Raw genomic sequence first — 17,377 nt, forward strand, 5'->3', positions numbered from 1 at the left:
AGAGGGTAATAAAATGAAACGTCGCGTTCTCTCCCTGATGATTCCTGCATTGCTGGTTGCAGGATCAGCAAGCGCAGCTGAAATTTACAACAAAGATGGCAACAAATTAGACCTCTACGGTAAAGTTGATGGTCTGCACTATTTCTCTGACGACTCTGGCTCGGACGGTGACCAGTCTTACCTGCGTTTTGGCTTCAAAGGTGAAACTCAGGTGACCGATCAGCTGACCGGTTACGGCCAGTGGGAATATCAGGCGGCACTCAACACCGCTGAAAGCGAAGGCACCGCTAACAGCTATACGCGCGTTGGCTTTGCCGGTCTGAAATTTGGTGATGCAGGTTCATTCGATTACGGTCGTAACTACGGCGTAATGTACGATCTCGGCGCATGGACTGACGTGTTGCCAGAGTTCGGGGGCGATACCTACGGCGCGGACAACTTCCTGTTCCAGCGCAGCAACGGCCTCGCAACCTATCGTAATACCAACTTCTTCGGTTTAGTTGATGGCTGGAACTTCGCGGTTCAGTATCAAGGCAAAAACGACAACCCAACCGAAGCGACGGGCTCTGGTCGTGATGTACTGGGTGAAAATGGCGACGGCTACGGTCTGAGCACCACCTATGACCTGGGTTCAGGCTTCGGTATTGGTGCGGCAATGTTCCAGTCGGATCGTACCAATAACCAGAATGGCAACAACCCACGTACCGCAGGCATCCTTGGTCGTGGTGATAAAGCCGAAGCTTACAGCGGCGCGCTGAAGTATGACGCGAACAACATCTACCTGGCCGCGATGTACAGCCGTTCTTATAACGCAACGCGCTTTGGTGCCAGCGATGATGGCTCGATTTACGGTTACGCCAACAAAGCGGATAACTGGGAATTGGTCGCACAGTATCAGTTCGATTTCGGCCTGCGTCCATCTCTGGCCTTCGTTTCTTCTCGCGGCTCTGATATCGAAGGATACGGCAGCCAGAACCTGAAGAAATACATTGATGTAGGTGCGACTTACTACTTCAACAAAAACATGTCGACCTATGTTGATTATCAGATCAACCTGCTGGACGACAGTAACTTCACCGACGCAGCCGGAATCAACACCGATGACGTCGTAGCATTAGGTCTGGTTTACCAGTTCTAATCGTGATGGAGCGTGACTTAGCGGTCACGCTCCCGTTTTTATCAGCGCATCCAGCGCGGCCTGTAGCACCTCGACCACCTGTTTCGCATCCTCCCCAATCTGCACCTGCACAATCGCCCCTTCTACCAGCAACACAATCTGCGCTGTTTTAATTTGCTGTTCTGGCGTCAGCTTTTCGCTTATTGCTTGCGCCATCTCGCGCTTATGCTGGCGAATCAGTTCACTGGCTTCCGGCAACGTGGAGCCTAATTCGGCAGCGGTGTTAATAAATGCGCAGCCACGATAATCGGCATCGTTGAACCAACTCAGTAAGGCGGCGGGCAGGGCATTAATCAGCGCCACCTGCTGATCCAGCGCGACACGAAAAGCCGCCATCCAGCGCTGATGGCGCTGCTGCAAAAACGCGACCACCAGTGCATTCTTCGCCGGAAAGTGGCGATAGAACGTCACCTTGGTGACGCCGGCCTCAGCAATCACTTTATCCACGCCGGTGGCGCGAATGCCTTGTTGGTAAAACAGCTGCTGGGCGCACAGCAAAATACGCTCGCGTGCGGAAGCCGTCGCATCAAAAACCAGGGGCTCAAGCATCAAAAAATCCTTTAAAGAAATGTAGACAGAATTGTCTACATACGGCAGGATGAATCAAGTAGACAGACCTGTCTACATAATCAGGAGATAAAAAATGCTGGTGCCACCGTTCAATCAACAAACGGCGTTACAAAAAGTCCGCATGGCGGAAGATGCCTGGAACAGTTGCGATGCGCAGCGTGTTTCATTGGTTTATAGCGAAGATACGCGCTGGCGCAATCGCAGCGAATTCGTGAATGGACGCGCGGAAGTGGTGACTTTCCTGCAGCGCAAGTGGGTTAAAGAGTTAGAATATCGGCTGATTAAAGAGTTGTGGGCGTGGCATGAAGATAAGCTGGCGGTGCGTTTTGCCTATGAATGGCATGATGACAGCGGTAACTGGTTCCGCAGCTATGGTAATGAAAACTGGCACTTTGGCGCCGATGGTTTAATGATCCAGCGTTTCGCCTGCATTAACGATCTGCCAATCAGTGCGGAAGCGCGTCTGTTTCATTGGCCGGTGGGCACGCGCCCGGACGATCATCCGGGCTTGAGTGAGTTGGGGCTGTAGCGGTTTACTGCACGCCGCGCCATTTTTTTGCTTTTGGCGCCGGTTGCTGCGGTGGCTGGGTGATGGACGTTACGCTGCCTTCCATCGCCACACCCGCCAGCGTAAAAGCGGAGAAGCTAAGCCAGTGCTGCCATTTACTGTTTTGCGTTTTGATATTTTCCATTCTGCACCTCGCTGATGTTCAACTCCCCATCAACAATGCAGAATTCATGCCATTCCACCGCTCTCAGCGCCACGCGCCCTGCCGCGACTTTGCTAAACTGCGCCAGCGCTGAAGCGGTGCAGGATGATGACTTTCTGGTGCAAAAATTTAACGTCTGCGTGAGGGATAATGCTGAATCAGACGATGGCGATAGTGCTGCCAGCATTTGAAGCTGCCAAAAATAAATAACCCGGTGGTCACTGCAATTATCATATAAATCATCTCATTCTCCTGAAGACATACCGTTGCAGGGACCGATTATCCTGGGCCAGCGCTTAACAAACATCAAGGGTCTTTAGACTGATTTACAAGATTTTATGCTTAGCAATGGGCTGAAGTGATGCGTTTCATAAGAGGAAAGTATGTGCCTTAAGAATATTCTGCTAATTGGCTTAATGGCATGCGGCCTGAGCGGTTGTGAAAAAAATGATAGTCAGCAGGCGATGGTGCTGGAAGGCAAAACCATGGGCACCGTTTGGCGCGTTAGCGTCGCCGGCGTTGAGCCGCAACGTAAAGCGACCTTGCAGCAAATGATTCAGCAGCAGCTGGACCATGATGACGGTGAATTATCGACGTGGAAGCCTGATTCGGTGCTATCGCAATTTAATCAGTATCAAGGTACAGCAGCGCAACCGGTGAGCGCGGATATGGCGGATATCGTCACTCTGGCGCTGCGTATTGGCAAAAAAACGGCGGGTGCGATGGATATCACCGTCGGGCCGCTGGTCAATTTATGGGGATTCGGCCCAACCCAACAGCCGTTGCATACGCCAACCGATGCCGAAATTGCCGCGGCCAAAGCGCTGAGCGGTTTACAGCACTTGCGTGTAATTCAGGGCGTTGCCGGTCAGTGGCTGCAGAAAGATCTGCCAGGCTTGTATGTTGATCTCTCTACCATGGGCGAAGGTTATGCCACCGATCACCTGGCGCGTCTGATGGAGCAGCAAGGCATCACCAACTATTTGGTCTCGGTGGGCGGCGCGGTGTTAAGCCGTGGCGTGAATGCCAACCAGCAGCCGTGGCGCGTAGCGATTCAGAAACCGACCGATCGCGAAAACGCGGTAGAAGCCCGTGTCGATCTGCAAGGGCATGGCATCAGCACCTCGGGCAGCTATCGCAACTATTATGAACTGGATGGCAAACGCATTTCGCACGTCATCGATCCCAGCACAGGCCGGCCGATTGAGCATAAGCTGGTTTCGGCGACGGTGATTGCCACCACCGCGCTGGAAGCGGATGGCTGGGATACCGGCTTGATGGTGCTGGGCAGCGAACGTGCTCAGGCGCTAGCGCTGAAAGAGCATTTGGCCGTCTATTTGATCACTAAGCAGGGCGATGGTTTTAGCCACTGGATGTCGCCGCAGTTCAAATCTTTCCTGATCGATCAGAAATCACAGTAAAGGAGGCGCAGATGTTGGACTTATTCAGTGAAGAAGCCCCGTGGCAAGAGCCGCTGGCAGAGGGCGCCGTCATTCTGCGCCGTCGCGCTCGCGATCGGGCCGATGCGCTATTGGCCGCGATTCACGACATTTCCGCACAGAATCCCTTCGAGCATCGCATCACGCCCGGCGGCCATCGTATGTCGGTGGCGATGACCAACTGCGGCGATTTTGGTTGGTCAACCGATTCACGCGGCTATCAATACACCGAACAGGATGGCAACAGCGGGCAGCATTGGCCGCCGATGCCCGCGCTGTTTCGCGAGCTGGCGCAGCAGACGGCAGGTGAAGCCGGTTTTAGCGGTTTCAATCCCGATGCGTGTCTGATTAATCGCTATGAACCCGGCGCGAAACTGACGCTGCATCAGGATAAAGATGAGAAGGATCTACGCCAGCCGATTGTTTCGGTGTCGCTGGGGCTGCCAGCGGTGTTCCAGTTCGGTGGCTTCGAACGCGGCGATGCCACCCAGCGTGTGTTGCTGGAGCATGGCGATATCGTAGTGTGGGGCGGGCCTTCACGCCTGCGCTATCACGGCATTTTGCCGCTTAAAGCGGGCATTCATCCGCAGGCGGGCGCTTTCCGCTACAACCTCACTTTCCGCCGGGCGTTTTAGCCGCGGCGGGATGAGAATTATTCTTGCTATCAGCGAGGGCGACATTAAACTGCAGGCTGCTTGATTGACCGCTGGAACCCTTTGATGGCATTGCTGCATGTAGTTTATCGCCAGTACCGCTGGCCTTTTATTGGCGTCATCCTGCTCACGCTGCTGAGCGCTGTGCTCGGTATAGGCCTGATTGCCTATATCAATAATGAGCTGATCGTGGCGGTGAACACCTCGATCTCTGTCTTACCAAGCTTTCTCGGGCAGCTGTTTCTGCTGATGGCGGTGACGCTCGGTTCACAGCTGGCGCTGACCCTGCTCGGCCACCACTTTGTCTGGCGTCTGCGCGGTGAATTCATCAAACGTATTCTTGATACGCGGGTGGAACGTCTTGAACAGATTGGCAATGCGCAGTTGCTGGCCGGTCTTACCAGCGATGTGCGCGCCATCACCATTGCCTTCGTACGTTTACCCGAGCTGATTCAGGGCATCATCATCACGCTGGGTTCGGCACTTTATCTCGCCTGGCTCTCGCCGAAAATGCTGCTGATTACCAGCTTGTGGCTGGTGGTAACGCTGGTCGGTGGCTGGCTGCTGGTGTCGCGCGTTTATCAGCACATGGCAAAATTGCGCGAGACAGAAGATGAACTGTATCGCGACTTCCAGACCATTATTGAAGGGCGCAAAGAGCTGCAGCTGAACCGCGAACGCGCGCAGCTGATTTACGAAAGCGTGTATCAGGAGAATGCCAAAAGTTATCGCCACCACATCGTGCGCGCCGATACTTTCCACCTCAGCGCGGTGAACTGGTCAAATATTATGATGCTGGGTGCGATTGGCATTGTGTTCTTTATGGCAAACGGGCTTGGCTGGGCCAATACTGCGGTGGCAGCAACCTATTCGCTGACGCTGCTATTCCTGCGCACGCCGCTGCTGGCGGCGGTCGGTGCCTTGCCCACGCTGCTTAGCGCGCAGGTCGCCTTCCGCAAACTCAATACCTTTGAACTGGCGCCGTACAACCAAGCATTTAAACCATTACCGAGCGTCAGTAACTGGCAAACGCTGGAGCTGCGCGATGTGAGTTTCCACTATGGCGAACGGGGTTTCCAGGTTGGACCGATCAATCTGACGCTGCGTCGTGGAGAACTGGTGTTTCTGATTGGCGGCAACGGCAGCGGTAAATCAACCCTGGCGATGCTGCTCACCGGGCTTTATCAGCCGCAATCGGGCAGCTTGCTGCTGGATGGCAAGGTGGTTGACTGGCACAATCTCGATGCGTATCGCCAACACTTCTCGGCGGTGTTTACCGATGTGCACCTGTTTGACCGTTTAATCGGCCAGCAAGGCCAGCCGGCCAATCCAGCGCTGGTACAGCAGTGGCTGGAGCGCCTGAAGATGCAGGATAAGCTCAAGCTCGAAGGCAATAAAGTGCTCAATCTGCAACTGTCGAAAGGGCAGAGCAAACGCCTGGCGCTGCTGTTAGCCGCAGCCGAAGAGCGTGACATTTTGCTGCTCGACGAGTGGGCGGCGGATCAGGATCCCCATTTCCGCCGTATCTTCTATCGCGAGTTGCTGCCGTGGTTACAGCAATCGGGTAAAACCGTTTTCGCCATTAGTCACGACGATCACTACTTTATTCATGCCGATCGCCTGCTTGAGATGCGTGAAGGACAGCTCATTGAGTTAACCGGCAAAGAGCGCGAGATGGCCACGCTGGATGCGGTACATCGCACCGATACCGGGCATTGATGCTAGCCGGGAAAGCTTAGCGAAAAGCCTTATTGGGCAAGGTGTTGCGCAGGAAGTAAAGTCACTCACAGCAGAAATCCTCGTTTCTGCGTCCCTGGAACACTTCTGTCGTCTTGTGTTGTCACCGGCTCGGGTTTATTTCTGAGCCGGTTTTTTATTTTGCCGGCAGCGGATGGGTGAGCAACGTTATGACGTGCGCATCGCTCAGCCAGAAACGCGCCTGCAACGGCGTGTTGCCAGTAAAATCCGGCGCAAAATCCTGACACAGCCGCAGCCGCGCATGACCTTGCTTCACATCCAACTCCACTACTTCCGCCTGCAGAAAATCCATCGGCTGATGCAGCTGCGGCCACAGCGCTTTATACAGACTCTCTTTCAGCGAAAACAGCAGCGTTGCACTCTGCGCGAAAGGCAATGGTTGCGCCAGCAGGCGCTGCTTTTCCGCAGCGATCATCAACAGCTCGGCCGTCTCATCGGCAGTCTCCTCTGCCATTATTTGCTCCACATCCACGCCAATGCATAACGGATCGCGCGTGGCGGCGAAGATCGCAATGTTGCGCGTGTGCGACAGCGATGCCTGAATGCCAGCAGGCCATAGCGGTGAGCGATCCGGCGCATTACGTAAGACAAAATCGGGTTCATCAAGCTGCGCCACTCTTTGCTGTACCAACCAGCGGCTGGCCAGAAACTCGGCTTTGCGCTTCGTTACGGCACTTTCCAGCGAGGTGGGCAGCGGCAGTTGCCACAAATGATGCAGTTCGGCATGCCAATGGTGCTGATCGAATTCACACCAGGCGATCGGCACGCTGTCCAGCGAGAGGCCAGCAGCATGAATAAAGGGAGAAGAGGGCAGAGCAAGCGGTGTCTGAGAGGCAAACATAAAAAATCACGGCCGACGGAAAACGTAGTTTTACCAGTCAGCCGGATGGAGAGCAAGCCAAAGGGGCTCACTCACTGTTAGTTATTCGGGGGAATTGCCATACCTTTAATCTGCACCACAAAGTGCTGATGGCCTTTGGTAATGCGAGCGCCCCGATCGCACCAACGACTGGCCAGGCGGAAGAAGTCGTCACTGTCGATATCGTAAGCCAGTTCAACTTTATTGATACCCGAGTGCAGCAGCTCTTCCGCGTCCTGCAGGTTTTTTGCTTTGATGACCATAACGGTTTCCATCGAAAAAACATGAGGCTTAAGAATAAGTGAAGTCTGTGACAGTTTTGTTTCAGTTTGATGAAGTGCCGTCACAATTATCCGAAAGTGTGATCTTGAACCGCTTAGGTTGCTTTCAGTAACTTACTGATTGCAAATGGTAATAAGGCATACTCTGGCACTAATCTGATAATCTACTCCGCTAAGTTTCAGGCAGATGCATACCCTAATGCCAAAGATATAGGCAATAAAAAAGCAGCCTTAAAGGCTGCTTTTTTGGGAATTTGGTCGGCACGAGAGGATTTGAACCTCCGACCCCGGACACCCCATGACCGTGCGCTACCAGGCTGCGCTACGTGCCGAACGTGGAGGAATATTACTGTTTCCCCGCGCAATTGCAAGATGAGCGCTATTTAACTGCCTCATATTTAATCAGTTTGCGACAAAGCGCTTCTCTTCCGTCAGCACCTGCAACAACAATGCCAGCTGCGGTTTATGATCTTTCAGCGGCTTGCCGTGGACATCATAAGCGCTGTAGCTGCCATTATTATTTAGCACCAGCGTCAGGGTTGGCGTAGTGATCACCAGCTTGCCGTCTTCGCTGCTCGCTACCCAATTGTGGCTACGTTGCGCGGCAAACAGGTCTTCACCCTGCGAGTAGTTGACGGGATTGGTGCGCACGTGCAGCAGACGCTGCATCAGCGTGGTCATCACATCCTGCTGATTGGTCAGGCGAACGATGGTTTGTGCTGGCGTATTCGGCCAATGCACCACCAGCGGCACCTGCAGCGTCGCACGATTGCCAGCATTGTCATCATTACTATCCAGATTGATGGCACGCTGCGCCGTAATCACCACCACGGTATTTTTCAGCAAATCGCGCTGCTGCAGCGTTTGCAGCACGGTATTGATCTGTTCATCAACACCACTTGCCTGACGCAAATAGCTGCGTTGACGCGCCTTCAGCGTGTCGCCATTGATGGTCACGCCGTTCAACGCCACCCATGAGAACCACGGCGCGCTATTGGCTTTCTGGCCGTTGAGCCAGTTTTGCCACTGCGTGACGGTGGTGCTATTGGGCTGTGAATCGGCCTGCGGTAGCGAATAATCGGCTAACAATGCCTGACGGTACAGCGGCTGATTAAAGCCATCCGATGAGAACAAACCGAACTGATAACCTTGCGCATTCAGCGCATTGAGCAGGGCGGAAGGCATGCGTGATGCCAGCACGCCATCCATATAGCTGGAGGAGATGCCATAGAACAGACCGAACAAGCCTTTTTCCGGCTGCAGTCCAGCGCTGTAATGCTGCGTGAAGCGCACGTTCTCGCTAGCAAATTGATTTAGCGACGGCAGCGCTTTGTCCACCGTGGCGTTATTCAGACCATCGACGGTCAGCACCAGCAGATTATGGCGTGTACCCGCATCGCGGAAAGTAATGTCACTCAGCGGATACTGCACCGATAGCGCTTCCGGATCGCCCTGTTGTACCAGACGGCGCTGATACTCTTGCGCATCCAGCAGGCCGTGGCGCTCCAGGAAGCGACGCGCGGTCATCGGATAAGAGAGCGGTAGATTGGCGCGCTGCATGGTAATTGGGCGATAGAAGTTGGCATCGGCCCAGATATACAGCAGATGGCTGGCGAAGAAGGCGCTGATAAACAGCGCGGCCAGCGGCTTACCGAATGAACGTCGGTTAAGGCTGCGCAGCTTTTGCCAGCTCCAGGTGGCGAACAACATCTCCACCAGGAAAATCAGCGGCACGCTGATAAACATCAGCTGCCAGTCGCGCGCCATCTCACTTTGATCGGGGTTAATCACCAACTCCCACACCACCGGATTAAGGTGCAGGTGGAAGCGGCTGAACACTGCGCTGTCGACCATAATCAGCGTCAGTCCAGCGGTGGCGATAATCGCCGACAACACCCTGAGCAATCGTTGAGACATCACCACAAAGGTGAGCGGGAAAATGATCAGCAGATAACCGGCGAAAACGATGAAGCTAAAGTGGCCAATCCAACTGGTAAAGGCATAGATGCGACCCGCAAGCGACGCGGGCCAATCGGCAACCAATAGATAGCGGCTGCCTAAAATAAACGCGAAGATAATATTAAACAGGGCAAACCAATGCCCCCAGCTGATCATCTGGGAGACTTTTTCGCGGTAGCGCTGCCGGTTGGTTACCATATTATGAGGTCAGATCTGCATTTTAATGAGCGTTATCGTCGCGGACGGAAGACTGCAACGCTTCCGCGAAAGATCGTGCCAGCGTGCGGCGCTGAGCCGGTGAAACGCTGGTATTGATCAAATTAGTTACCATATTACCCAATACCATAAGGGAAAGGTCGGTTGGCGCTTTGTCTTTCTCAAGAATCTGCGCCATCTCTGCGAGGAGCTTTTCCACGCGTTCGTCACTGTAACGGGATGATTGTGGCATATCGTCGTCTAATCAAGGGTGAAAAGGCGGTATATTACCGTAACAATGCACTTTTTTCCGCAATTTTATCGCAAGCAGAGCGATCAGTTTGTGCTGGCAGTTGAAAGCGGCTGCGGGCGGTGTTTGAATACGCGCCTGAGCTAAAAGGAGAGTCTACCATGAGTCTGGATATCGACCAGATTGCCCTGCACCAGTTAGTTAAACGTGATGAAAACCAGCTGGAACTGGTGCTGCGCGATACCTTGCTGCCGGCCACCCGCGCGGTTGAAGAGATGGCGGAAGAGCTGCACCGGGTTTATAGCGCGAAAAGCAAAGCCTACGGCCTGTTTAACGAGGATAGCGAGCTGGCCGATGCGCTGCGTAACTGCCGCAAAGGGGAAGATGACTTTTTGGCATTTAGCCGCGCGGCAACCGGTCGTTTGCGCGATGAACTGAGCAAATATACGTTTGCGGAAGGTGGCGTGGTGCTGTTCCTGCACTATCGCTATCTGGCCGTCGAATATTTGCTGATTGCGGTGTTGAACAGCCAGTCGAGTATGCGCGTCAACGAGCAGCTTGATATCAGCAGCACCCATTATCTCGACATCAACCATGCGGATATCGTGGCGCGTATCGATCTCACCGAATGGGAAACCAATCCAGAATCGACGCGTTATCTGACGTTCCTGCGCGGTCGCGTTGGCCGTAAAGTGGCTGACTTTTTTATGGATTTCCTTGGCGCCAGCGTAGGTTTGGACACCAAGGCACAAAACCGCGGTCTGCTGCAAGCGGTGGATGATTACTGCGCCGAGTCGGAGCTGGATAAAAACGAACGCCAGAATTATCGCCAGCAGGTTTACAGCTATTGCAACGAGCAGCTGCAGGCAGGCGAAGAGATCGCGCTGGAAGATCTGTCGAGCGAACTGCCGCCACTGGGGGAAAAAACCTTCCAGGCTTTTACTCAGGAGCAGGGTTACGAGCTGGAAGAGAGCTTCCCTGCCGACCGCAGTACGCTGCGTCAGCTCACCAAGTTTGCCGGTAGCGGTGGCGGATTAACCCTGAATTTTGATGCGATGCTGCTTGGCGAACGTATTTTCTGGGATCCCACTACCGATACGCTGACCATTAAAGGCACGCCGCCTAATCTGCGCGATCAGCTACAGCGGCGCACCAGCAGTAAATAAATGAAAAAGCCGGGCAGAAGATTGCCCGGCTTTTTTATCAGAACCGCGATCCTCAAAAGGAATAGTTCAGCGCTCCGTTGAATGCGGTATCGGTCTGATACTTCCCGCCTGCGCTGTGCTTCGCGCCCACCTGCAGTGACCAGCTCTCGCTAATCTGACCTTCAAACCCGGCGTGCAGGCGATAGCGGTTATCGCTCCACGCATCGTATGTGCGGCTGGCGTGGCTGTCGGCGAGCGTCAGCGTTGAGCCGCTGCTGCCTGGTGAATACTGTTTGCTGATGCCGGCAAACAGCGACACGCCTGGCAACACTGAACCTAATCCACGCTTTCTCAGCTCAAAACCCGGCGACACCGACCACGGCGTGGCGCTGCTCAACGTGATACTGGCGTCGTAGCCCTGCAACCGATAGCCCGGCAGATAGCCCACGCGGGTTTCCACAAAGGGTGACAGAGTAAACGAATCGTCGAACAGCGGCATCTGGCGTCCGACTTTAGCACTCGCCGCCAGCATCTGGCTGCTACGCTGCGTCCCCTTCACTTCCAGCGCCGGGTCGAGCTTGAGGTCCTGGCGCAGATGCATATAGCGCGCTGCCAGATCGGCAAACCAGCCGCCGTCTGCCAGCCAGCTGGCGTAAGTGCCGAGCGTGCTGAGCTGATGGCTGATCGAGCCCATCCCTTTACCGCTGCCCTGGCCTTGGCTGGCCATCAGACCGACGCGCCATGCGCCGACCTGTTTATCCACGCCCAGTTCAAAGCTCTGCTGGCGGATGCTGACGTCAGCAATGCCGCCACGGTTATAGCTGTAGCCGCCCCAGACGCCGTGCATCTGCGCATCGCCGCGCAACGTCTGCGCGCGGTCATTGAGTGACGCCGCCGTCTCGCTGAACAGATACTGACGCGAGGCCAGCAGCGCGCGGGTGCTGTGCAACAGGCCGCCATTATCGCTGATGTTAAACCAGTCTTCCGGCTTGCCCGGTTCTGGCGCGGGATCGACAACCGGTTCTGGCTTTGGCTCCGGCGTTGGGTCAACCACCGGGTCCGGCTTTGGCTCTGGCGTCGGGTCAACAATCGGATCAGGTTTCGGTTCAGGTGCCGGGTCAACAATCGGGTCTGGCTTCGGTTCAGGTGCCGGATCAACCACCGGCACCGGCGTTTTGGCGATCACCCACTTCACGCGGCCATCGGTTTCAATCACCTGATAGTCAGGAGAATAGATGGAAAAGCCCCGTTTGATCGGCGGCAAGGTGAAGTAGTCATGCGCGGTGCCAGCCGGCGTATCCAGCAGCACGATCTGGTTTGGCACCTTGTCCGGGAAGGTTTCGCCGAGCATAAAGCCGAGGTCGAGCGTGTTGCCGCTGCCCTGCGCCGATTTATCAACGTACAGGCTGTCGCTGATGCCGGTCTGCGGGGCGATACCAAATCCCAGCTGCAGATTACTGGCGTAAAGGTTTTCCACCCACAGCTGCTTTGGTGTCCAGGTTTTATCGTTGTCGGACAGCGCAGAGATGATGCCGCCCTGCGGCGCGTTCAGGCGCTGCATGCGGCTGTCATCGGTCAGGTTCCAGAAGGTGTCGCCCGACATCGTGACCTGTGCCGCGTTGCGGTCGGTGATGCGGCCGCGGAAATCGACCTTGCCGAGGTAAAGCTCCGCCTGATCGCCGAGGGTGATATCGCCGTGCACGGTGCTGGCGGGCAGGGTGCTTAACGCCGCGGCATCGCGCGCGGCGGTTGCGCAGGAGGTGGCGGTGCTCTGCACTGGCGAGACGCAGCGTAAAATCTGCTGCTGAGCGTCCGCGCCGGGCTGATAGCCGAGCAGCACCTGGCTGTTGTCACCGGCTTGAATGTTGGCCTTTACCTGCGCGTATTCGCCAACCTGCAGGCGCGTATTGCTGGCGGCAACGATGTTGTCGGCGATAAAGGTTGAGGTATACCAGTCGTCATCAATAATCAGGCCACCGGCGTGCGGCACCGGCTGGCCCGAGAGCAGCAGCGTGCCGTTATTCAGGTTGATATCGCCGCTGAGATTACTGCCGCCGGTCAGCGCCAGTTTCGTGGCGGCCAGTGCCGGAGAGAAGTTGAAATCAAATTTACCGTTGACGCCATCCGCAGAATCGGAGCCCAGGTAGCCGCGAAACACCAGGTCATTAAACTGCATGGCGCGATAGGTTTTCGCCTCTTCTGCGTCGAAGCCGATGTATTTCCAGTAGCTGTTATCCTGCTGATTGGTCGGGAAGTAGCTGTAGGTGCCGGTTTTCAGCTGGAAGTATTCGATACGCTGCGAGCGGTCGTTCCAGTCTTCGTAAATATCGCCGACGCTGCCGCTGTGGGTGGCGGAGTTCCACTCCTGGATGGTGATGTCAGCGGGAGCGAAGCCGGTCAGCGTCAGGCTGGAGGCGCGATCGGCGCTCTGGTTCAGCAGCGTGGCGCCGGAGTCGGTGTGGTTGATTCGCTTCATCGTCAGGTCGTGACCGTTGAGGTCCAGCCTACCGCCGCGATAGCCAAAGAAGATATCGTCGCCAGCCACCTGATTATCATTGTTGAGCACCACGGTCGGGCGGCCGCTGACGATCGTCACGCGCGAGAACGCCTGCTGGTTGCCCTGAGCATCGGCCTGCTGATCGAGGATTACGGTGCCGTCGCCGACGTTCAGGCCGCCTTCGTTTTTACCTGTGGCGTTAACGTGCAGCGTACCGGCACCGATTTTATGCAGGTCATCATCGGCCAGGCCGTTGACCTGCCACAGCACCTTTTTGTCCGCGTCGACTTCGATGCCGCCACCGACCCAGGTGGCGTCAGCGCCTGCGGCTGATTTTACGCTGTAGTTATTCGAGAACTGCAGCTTGCCGGCGCCGAGGTTAACGGCATCGCTGAGGATAATGTCGCCGCCCGCGCCGTTGAAGCGGATATCTTTGCTGGCATCCAGCTCTTCCAGCGAGGCTTTACCCGGTGCGAGGTGGCGATATTTTTCATCGAGGCCCTGCCAGCTCCACTGTTTGCTGCCCTGGTCAATCGTGGCGGCATTCCAGACGAGAGTTTCTGCTCCAGCAATATCAACCACATCTGGTGACGTTACTGCCGCAATAATATCCGAAATAAAGTTATCCGGTATTAGCGTTGCATTTGTTGTCCATCCATAAGGTGAATCATTTGATATTTTACCGCGAAGAGCCGCTGCTAACTTCCACTCTTTATCTATCACGTCATAAACGTAAACGGGGCTACCACTGTCCCCCCCATTTGCTGTTGTAGAAAGGGGGGTGGAGAGTTCGTGCCCCGGGGCATATTGCTTCCAGAAAAGATAAGTGGAGTCGAAATGCATTGAACCAATATTTATGGTGCCGCCTGCCAGCCAATTGTAGGCACTGGCCAGGTGGGTAACGCTAGCTTGATCATCATTGATTTGCTCCATCAATCCAGCGCCCGAGCGAACGTAAGCAATATAACGTGTACCGTGACCCTTTTTTAATTCGCTACGTTCAACATATGCTGCAGGCGCTACATCAGTCACAACCTTATTCAATCGCGGCAACATGTAATCGACATAAATTGAATCGGGTACTGCATTACGATTAATAAACAGATAGCGTGAGGCAAATTCTGATTTGGCACCATAATATACGGATCCTAATCCCGTGACGTGCCTGGCGCTCATGACATGACTGGACGAGACTAATCCAGTAAAGCCCCGACGCGATGTACTGCTGAGGTCAGGCATTGGAAAATCAAGATAAGCATCCAGTTCGCCATTTTTTTTGTACACCGGAAGATCGCTGATTCCAGGGCGATACTTACCTAAGTTTTCTGCAAAGTCGCGATAATCTTGTATCGCGGTATCATGGCGTAATACCGCAGCAGACGACGACAGGCAGATAAACAGCGTGCCGTAAGAAATGATGATGGCCTTTTTCACATGAATTCCCTTTCTGATAATTTCCTAAAAGCAGGAAGAAAGGCGGCATAATTTCATGTAATCGAGCGAAAGCTGACGCAGAAACGTCTCAAAGAATTTAAGTGCGGATAATTATTTTAACGCGGTAAGGGCGGAGGCAGGGATTAACGCTTAATCATGCAGACAAAATAAAAGGGCCGGTTTCGCAACCGACCCTTCTACCTTCAACTCATTCAGCGATTAAGCGCGAACGAAGTCGATATGGAACAGTTTTGGCTTGAACGGATGACGCTGTACCGCCTGAGCTTTAACTTTAACTTCTTTACCATCAACAGCGATGGTCAGCACTTCGCTGTAGAACTCAGGTTTAACCTGCACGTTCATCACAGCGTCGTGGTCCAGTTCGATAGCAACTGGTGCTTCATTACCGCCATAGATGATGGCTGGGAATTTGTTTGCTACACGCAGGCGGCGGCTCGCACCCTTACCCTGGTCTTTACGTACTTCAGCATTAATAGTGAACATTTGATATCTCTTCAATAATTCCTGCTACAGGCGACCCAGCAACAGGACGGTTATTCAAACTGCTTTTACGGATGCAAAAGCGGGCGGCATTATAGCGCCAATGGGGTGTCAGGGGCAAATGATTCCGCCGCTCAGCGTAGTTCGTTGGCGCGACGATAACGTCCTTGATAATCAAACATTTTTTCACGAATCTGCCAGAAGTGACCTTTTGCGCGCGCCACCACAAAGTCCGGATGACGCAGTAAAGGTTGCAGCGCAATGACATCAGCAGCGGTTTGCCAGCCGAGCTCCACGCCCGGCGCACGCTGATGCGGACGCATAAACAGCTGTTCGAAGGCTTTGCGCTGCGCCGGCGTTTGCAGGCGAAAGCGCTCGCTCACGCTGGTGCAATCTTCATCAAAATAGGTCGCTTTCAGCCACTCGCCTTTGTCGTCGCGCCCTTGTTCCAGCGTCATGCCTGCACAGCGCAGCACGCGTGCATCCTTCAGTTTCAACGCGGCTTTCAGCATGTCATCTGGATCGACAAGAATTTTGTCGCACTGCTGGCAGCGGCGTGCGGCGATGTCATTCTCGGCACCGCAATCCGGACAGCTTTTAAAGCGGAAGCGATAATCACACTGTTCGCGCTGGCCTTCATCATCTTCCAGCACGCCCTGACAGCGGCGACCAAAATGCTCGATGATGTGGCCATCTTCCGTTGCTTTGCCCCAGAAGGTATTGGCGAAACCGCAGGCGGGACAGAAAACCTGCACCGGCTGATTGTCGCTGGCGCCTTTTGGCGCGCCCACTTCCGGCGTGAAAAGATCGTGCGGATTGCCAGCATAATCCAGCACCAGACAATCGGTTTTTCCCGGCGACAGGCGTAAACCGCGCCCAACAATTTGTTGATACAGACTAACGGATTCGGTCGGACGCAGGATGGCAATCAAATCTACGTGAGGTGCGTCAAAACCGGTGGTTAGCACCGCGACGTTGACCAGAAACTTCAGCTGTTGCGCTTTGAAGGCACCAATCAAACGATCGCGATCTTTCACCGCCGTTTCGGCCGACACCAGCGCGCTGTTCTCTGGCAGCAGCGTCAGGATTTCGCGCGCATGTTCCACGGTTGAGGCAAACACCATCACGCCGCGGCGATCCTCAGCGAACTCAACGATCTGCCGGATAATATGTGGCGTTACGCGATGCTGTTGTTTCAGCTCGCGGTTCAGATCGGCCTCGCTAAACAGACCGTTATTTTGTGGGATCAACCGGCTGAAATCGTACTGCACTACCGGCATATCCAGCCGCTCCGGCGGCACCAGAAAGCCGTGTTTAATCATGTAGCGCAGCGGCAGCTCGTAAATGCAGTCGCGAAACAGCGCGTTATCATCGCCACGCACCATGCCGTGGTAGTGGAACTGATAAATCCAGCCTTTGCCGAGGCGGAAGGGCGTGGCGGTTAATCCCAGCAGTCGCAGCTGTGGATTATGCTGGCGCAAATGGGCAAACAGCAGCTGATACTGGCTCTCTTCGTTATCGCTAATGCGATGACACTCATCGACGATGACCAATGAAAAGGCGCTGTCGAAGCGTTCAAGATTACGCGCCACCGACTGTACGCTGCCAAATACCACTTTGCTGGCGCTCTGTTTGCGCTGCAAACCGGCGGCGAAGATATCCGCCTGCAAACCATACGCCTGATATTTGCTGTGGTTCTGCTCCACCAACTCTTTGACATGCGCCAGCACTAACACGCGGCCGCGCGCCAACCTGGCCAGTTCGGCAATCACCAGGCTTTTTCCGGCACCGGTCGGCAGCACAATTACCGCAGGCGTGGTATGACGGCGGAAATGGTTGAGGGTGGCGTCAACCGCCTCTTGTTGGTACGGGCGCAGGGTGAATGACATCGGGGCAAACTTTTTTCTGGAACGGACGCGCATTATGGCATGAAAGCCGCCGAAACGCAG

At 54.7% G+C, this 17,377-nt stretch carries 16 protein-coding genes, 1 tRNA gene and 1 pseudogene; 6 read left to right on the plus strand and 12 right to left on the minus strand.

Annotated elements, in window-relative coordinates; genetic code table 11:
* Nucleotides 1–13: 13 nt before the first annotated feature.
* Nucleotides 14–1,138 carry a porin OmpC gene (ompC, locus tag WFL93_RS10950; RefSeq protein WP_007889400.1) on the plus strand — a complete coding sequence of 375 codons (1,125 nt, stop codon included), beginning with the start codon at nucleotides 14–16 and terminating at the stop codon, nucleotides 1,136–1,138.
* Nucleotides 1,139–1,162: 24 nt separating this feature from the next.
* Here ompC and WFL93_RS10955 read toward each other — a convergent pair whose 3' ends face one another.
* Nucleotides 1,163–1,726: a TetR/AcrR family transcriptional regulator gene (locus WFL93_RS10955; RefSeq protein WP_336778099.1), complete on the minus strand. Its 564-nt coding sequence runs from the start codon at nucleotides 1,724–1,726 to the stop codon at nucleotides 1,163–1,165.
* Between the two features lie 94 nt (nucleotides 1,727–1,820).
* Between WFL93_RS10955 and WFL93_RS10960 the strand changes: the two genes are divergently transcribed.
* Nucleotides 1,821–2,276 (plus strand): nuclear transport factor 2 family protein, encoded by a 456-nt coding sequence (locus WFL93_RS10960; protein WP_336778100.1) that lies wholly within the window; start codon nucleotides 1,821–1,823, stop codon nucleotides 2,274–2,276.
* Nucleotides 2,277–2,280: 4 nt separating this feature from the next.
* Here the strand turns inward: WFL93_RS10960 and WFL93_RS10965 are convergent, their stop codons facing one another.
* Together WFL93_RS10965 and WFL93_RS10970 are read right to left on the minus strand one after the other, a co-directional pair.
* The gene (locus WFL93_RS10965) at nucleotides 2,281–2,439 is read right to left on the minus strand and encodes a hypothetical protein (RefSeq protein ID WP_007889407.1); all 159 of its coding nucleotides are present in this window, start codon (nucleotides 2,437–2,439) and stop codon (nucleotides 2,281–2,283) included.
* A gap of 147 nt (nucleotides 2,440–2,586) precedes the next feature.
* Entirely contained in the window at nucleotides 2,587–2,700 is a 114-nt protein-coding gene (locus WFL93_RS10970; RefSeq protein ID WP_007889408.1) for a hypothetical protein, read from the minus strand.
* Between the two features lie 140 nt (nucleotides 2,701–2,840).
* Between WFL93_RS10970 and apbE the strand changes: the two genes are divergently transcribed.
* The 3 genes from apbE to WFL93_RS10985 all read left to right on the plus strand — a co-directional run bounded on the left by apbE (nucleotide 2,841) and on the right by WFL93_RS10985 (nucleotide 6,268).
* Nucleotides 2,841–3,878 (plus strand): FAD:protein FMN transferase ApbE, encoded by a 1,038-nt coding sequence (gene apbE, locus WFL93_RS10975; protein ID WP_336778101.1) that lies wholly within the window; start codon nucleotides 2,841–2,843, stop codon nucleotides 3,876–3,878.
* A gap of 11 nt (nucleotides 3,879–3,889) precedes the next feature.
* The gene (gene alkB / locus WFL93_RS10980; RefSeq protein ID WP_336778102.1) at nucleotides 3,890–4,531 is read left to right on the plus strand and encodes a DNA oxidative demethylase AlkB; all 642 of its coding nucleotides are present in this window, start codon (nucleotides 3,890–3,892) and stop codon (nucleotides 4,529–4,531) included.
* Nucleotides 4,532–4,615: 84 nt separating this feature from the next.
* Nucleotides 4,616–6,268 (plus strand): multidrug ABC transporter permease/ATP-binding protein, encoded by a 1,653-nt coding sequence (locus WFL93_RS10985; RefSeq protein ID WP_336778103.1) that lies wholly within the window; start codon nucleotides 4,616–4,618, stop codon nucleotides 6,266–6,268.
* 154 nt (nucleotides 6,269–6,422) lie between these two features.
* On the opposite strand, the gene WFL93_RS10990 is transcribed toward WFL93_RS10985, so the two are convergent.
* The 5 genes from WFL93_RS10990 to WFL93_RS11010 all read right to left on the minus strand — a co-directional run bounded on the left by WFL93_RS10990 (nucleotide 6,423) and on the right by WFL93_RS11010 (nucleotide 9,854).
* Nucleotides 6,423–7,148 carry a 4'-phosphopantetheinyl transferase family protein gene (locus WFL93_RS10990; RefSeq protein WP_336778104.1) on the minus strand — a complete coding sequence of 242 codons (726 nt, stop codon included), beginning with the start codon at nucleotides 7,146–7,148 and terminating at the stop codon, nucleotides 6,423–6,425.
* A gap of 77 nt (nucleotides 7,149–7,225) precedes the next feature.
* The gene (locus tag WFL93_RS10995) at nucleotides 7,226–7,429 is read right to left on the minus strand and encodes a hypothetical protein (RefSeq protein ID WP_007889416.1); all 204 of its coding nucleotides are present in this window, start codon (nucleotides 7,427–7,429) and stop codon (nucleotides 7,226–7,228) included.
* 273 nt (nucleotides 7,430–7,702) lie between these two features.
* Nucleotides 7,703–7,779: transfer RNA gene (locus tag WFL93_RS11000), tRNA-Pro, on the minus strand.
* Nucleotides 7,780–7,849: 70 nt separating this feature from the next.
* Nucleotides 7,850–9,604, minus strand: coding sequence for an LPS biosynthesis-modulating metalloenzyme YejM (yejM, locus tag WFL93_RS11005; RefSeq protein ID WP_336778105.1), 1,755 nt, complete (start codon nucleotides 9,602–9,604; stop codon nucleotides 7,850–7,852).
* 22 nt (nucleotides 9,605–9,626) lie between these two features.
* Nucleotides 9,627–9,854 carry a YejL family protein gene (locus WFL93_RS11010; RefSeq protein ID WP_007889427.1) on the minus strand — a complete coding sequence of 76 codons (228 nt, stop codon included), beginning with the start codon at nucleotides 9,852–9,854 and terminating at the stop codon, nucleotides 9,627–9,629.
* 158 nt (nucleotides 9,855–10,012) lie between these two features.
* Here WFL93_RS11010 and yejK point away from each other — a divergent pair, with 158 nt between their 5' ends.
* Nucleotides 10,013–11,017 (plus strand): nucleoid-associated protein YejK, encoded by a 1,005-nt coding sequence (yejK, locus tag WFL93_RS11015; RefSeq protein WP_049852870.1) that lies wholly within the window; start codon nucleotides 10,013–10,015, stop codon nucleotides 11,015–11,017.
* A 52-nt stretch (nucleotides 11,018–11,069) separates the two neighbouring features.
* On the opposite strand, the gene WFL93_RS11020 is transcribed toward yejK, so the two are convergent.
* The 4 genes and pseudogenes from WFL93_RS11020 to WFL93_RS11030 all read right to left on the minus strand — a co-directional run bounded on the left by WFL93_RS11020 (nucleotide 11,070) and on the right by WFL93_RS11030 (nucleotide 17,317).
* Nucleotides 11,070–14,075: an autotransporter outer membrane beta-barrel domain-containing protein gene (locus WFL93_RS11020; protein ID WP_442955890.1), complete on the minus strand. Its 3,006-nt coding sequence runs from the start codon at nucleotides 14,073–14,075 to the stop codon at nucleotides 11,070–11,072.
* Between the two features lie 102 nt (nucleotides 14,076–14,177).
* Nucleotides 14,178–14,927, minus strand: a pseudogene (locus tag WFL93_RS24290) (S6 family peptidase); the annotation flags it as partial.
* 219 nt (nucleotides 14,928–15,146) lie between these two features.
* Entirely contained in the window at nucleotides 15,147–15,431 is a 285-nt protein-coding gene (gene rplY / locus WFL93_RS11025; RefSeq protein ID WP_007889435.1) for a 50S ribosomal protein L25, read from the minus strand.
* Nucleotides 15,432–15,562: 131 nt separating this feature from the next.
* The gene (locus WFL93_RS11030; RefSeq protein ID WP_336778107.1) at nucleotides 15,563–17,317 is read right to left on the minus strand and encodes a DEAD/DEAH box helicase; all 1,755 of its coding nucleotides are present in this window, start codon (nucleotides 17,315–17,317) and stop codon (nucleotides 15,563–15,565) included.
* Nucleotides 17,318–17,377 lie beyond the last annotated feature (60 nt).

It is taken from the genome of Pantoea sp. USHLN256 (assembly GCF_037149875.1).
GTDB lineage: Bacteria > Pseudomonadota > Gammaproteobacteria > Enterobacterales > Enterobacteriaceae > Pantoea > Pantoea nemavictus.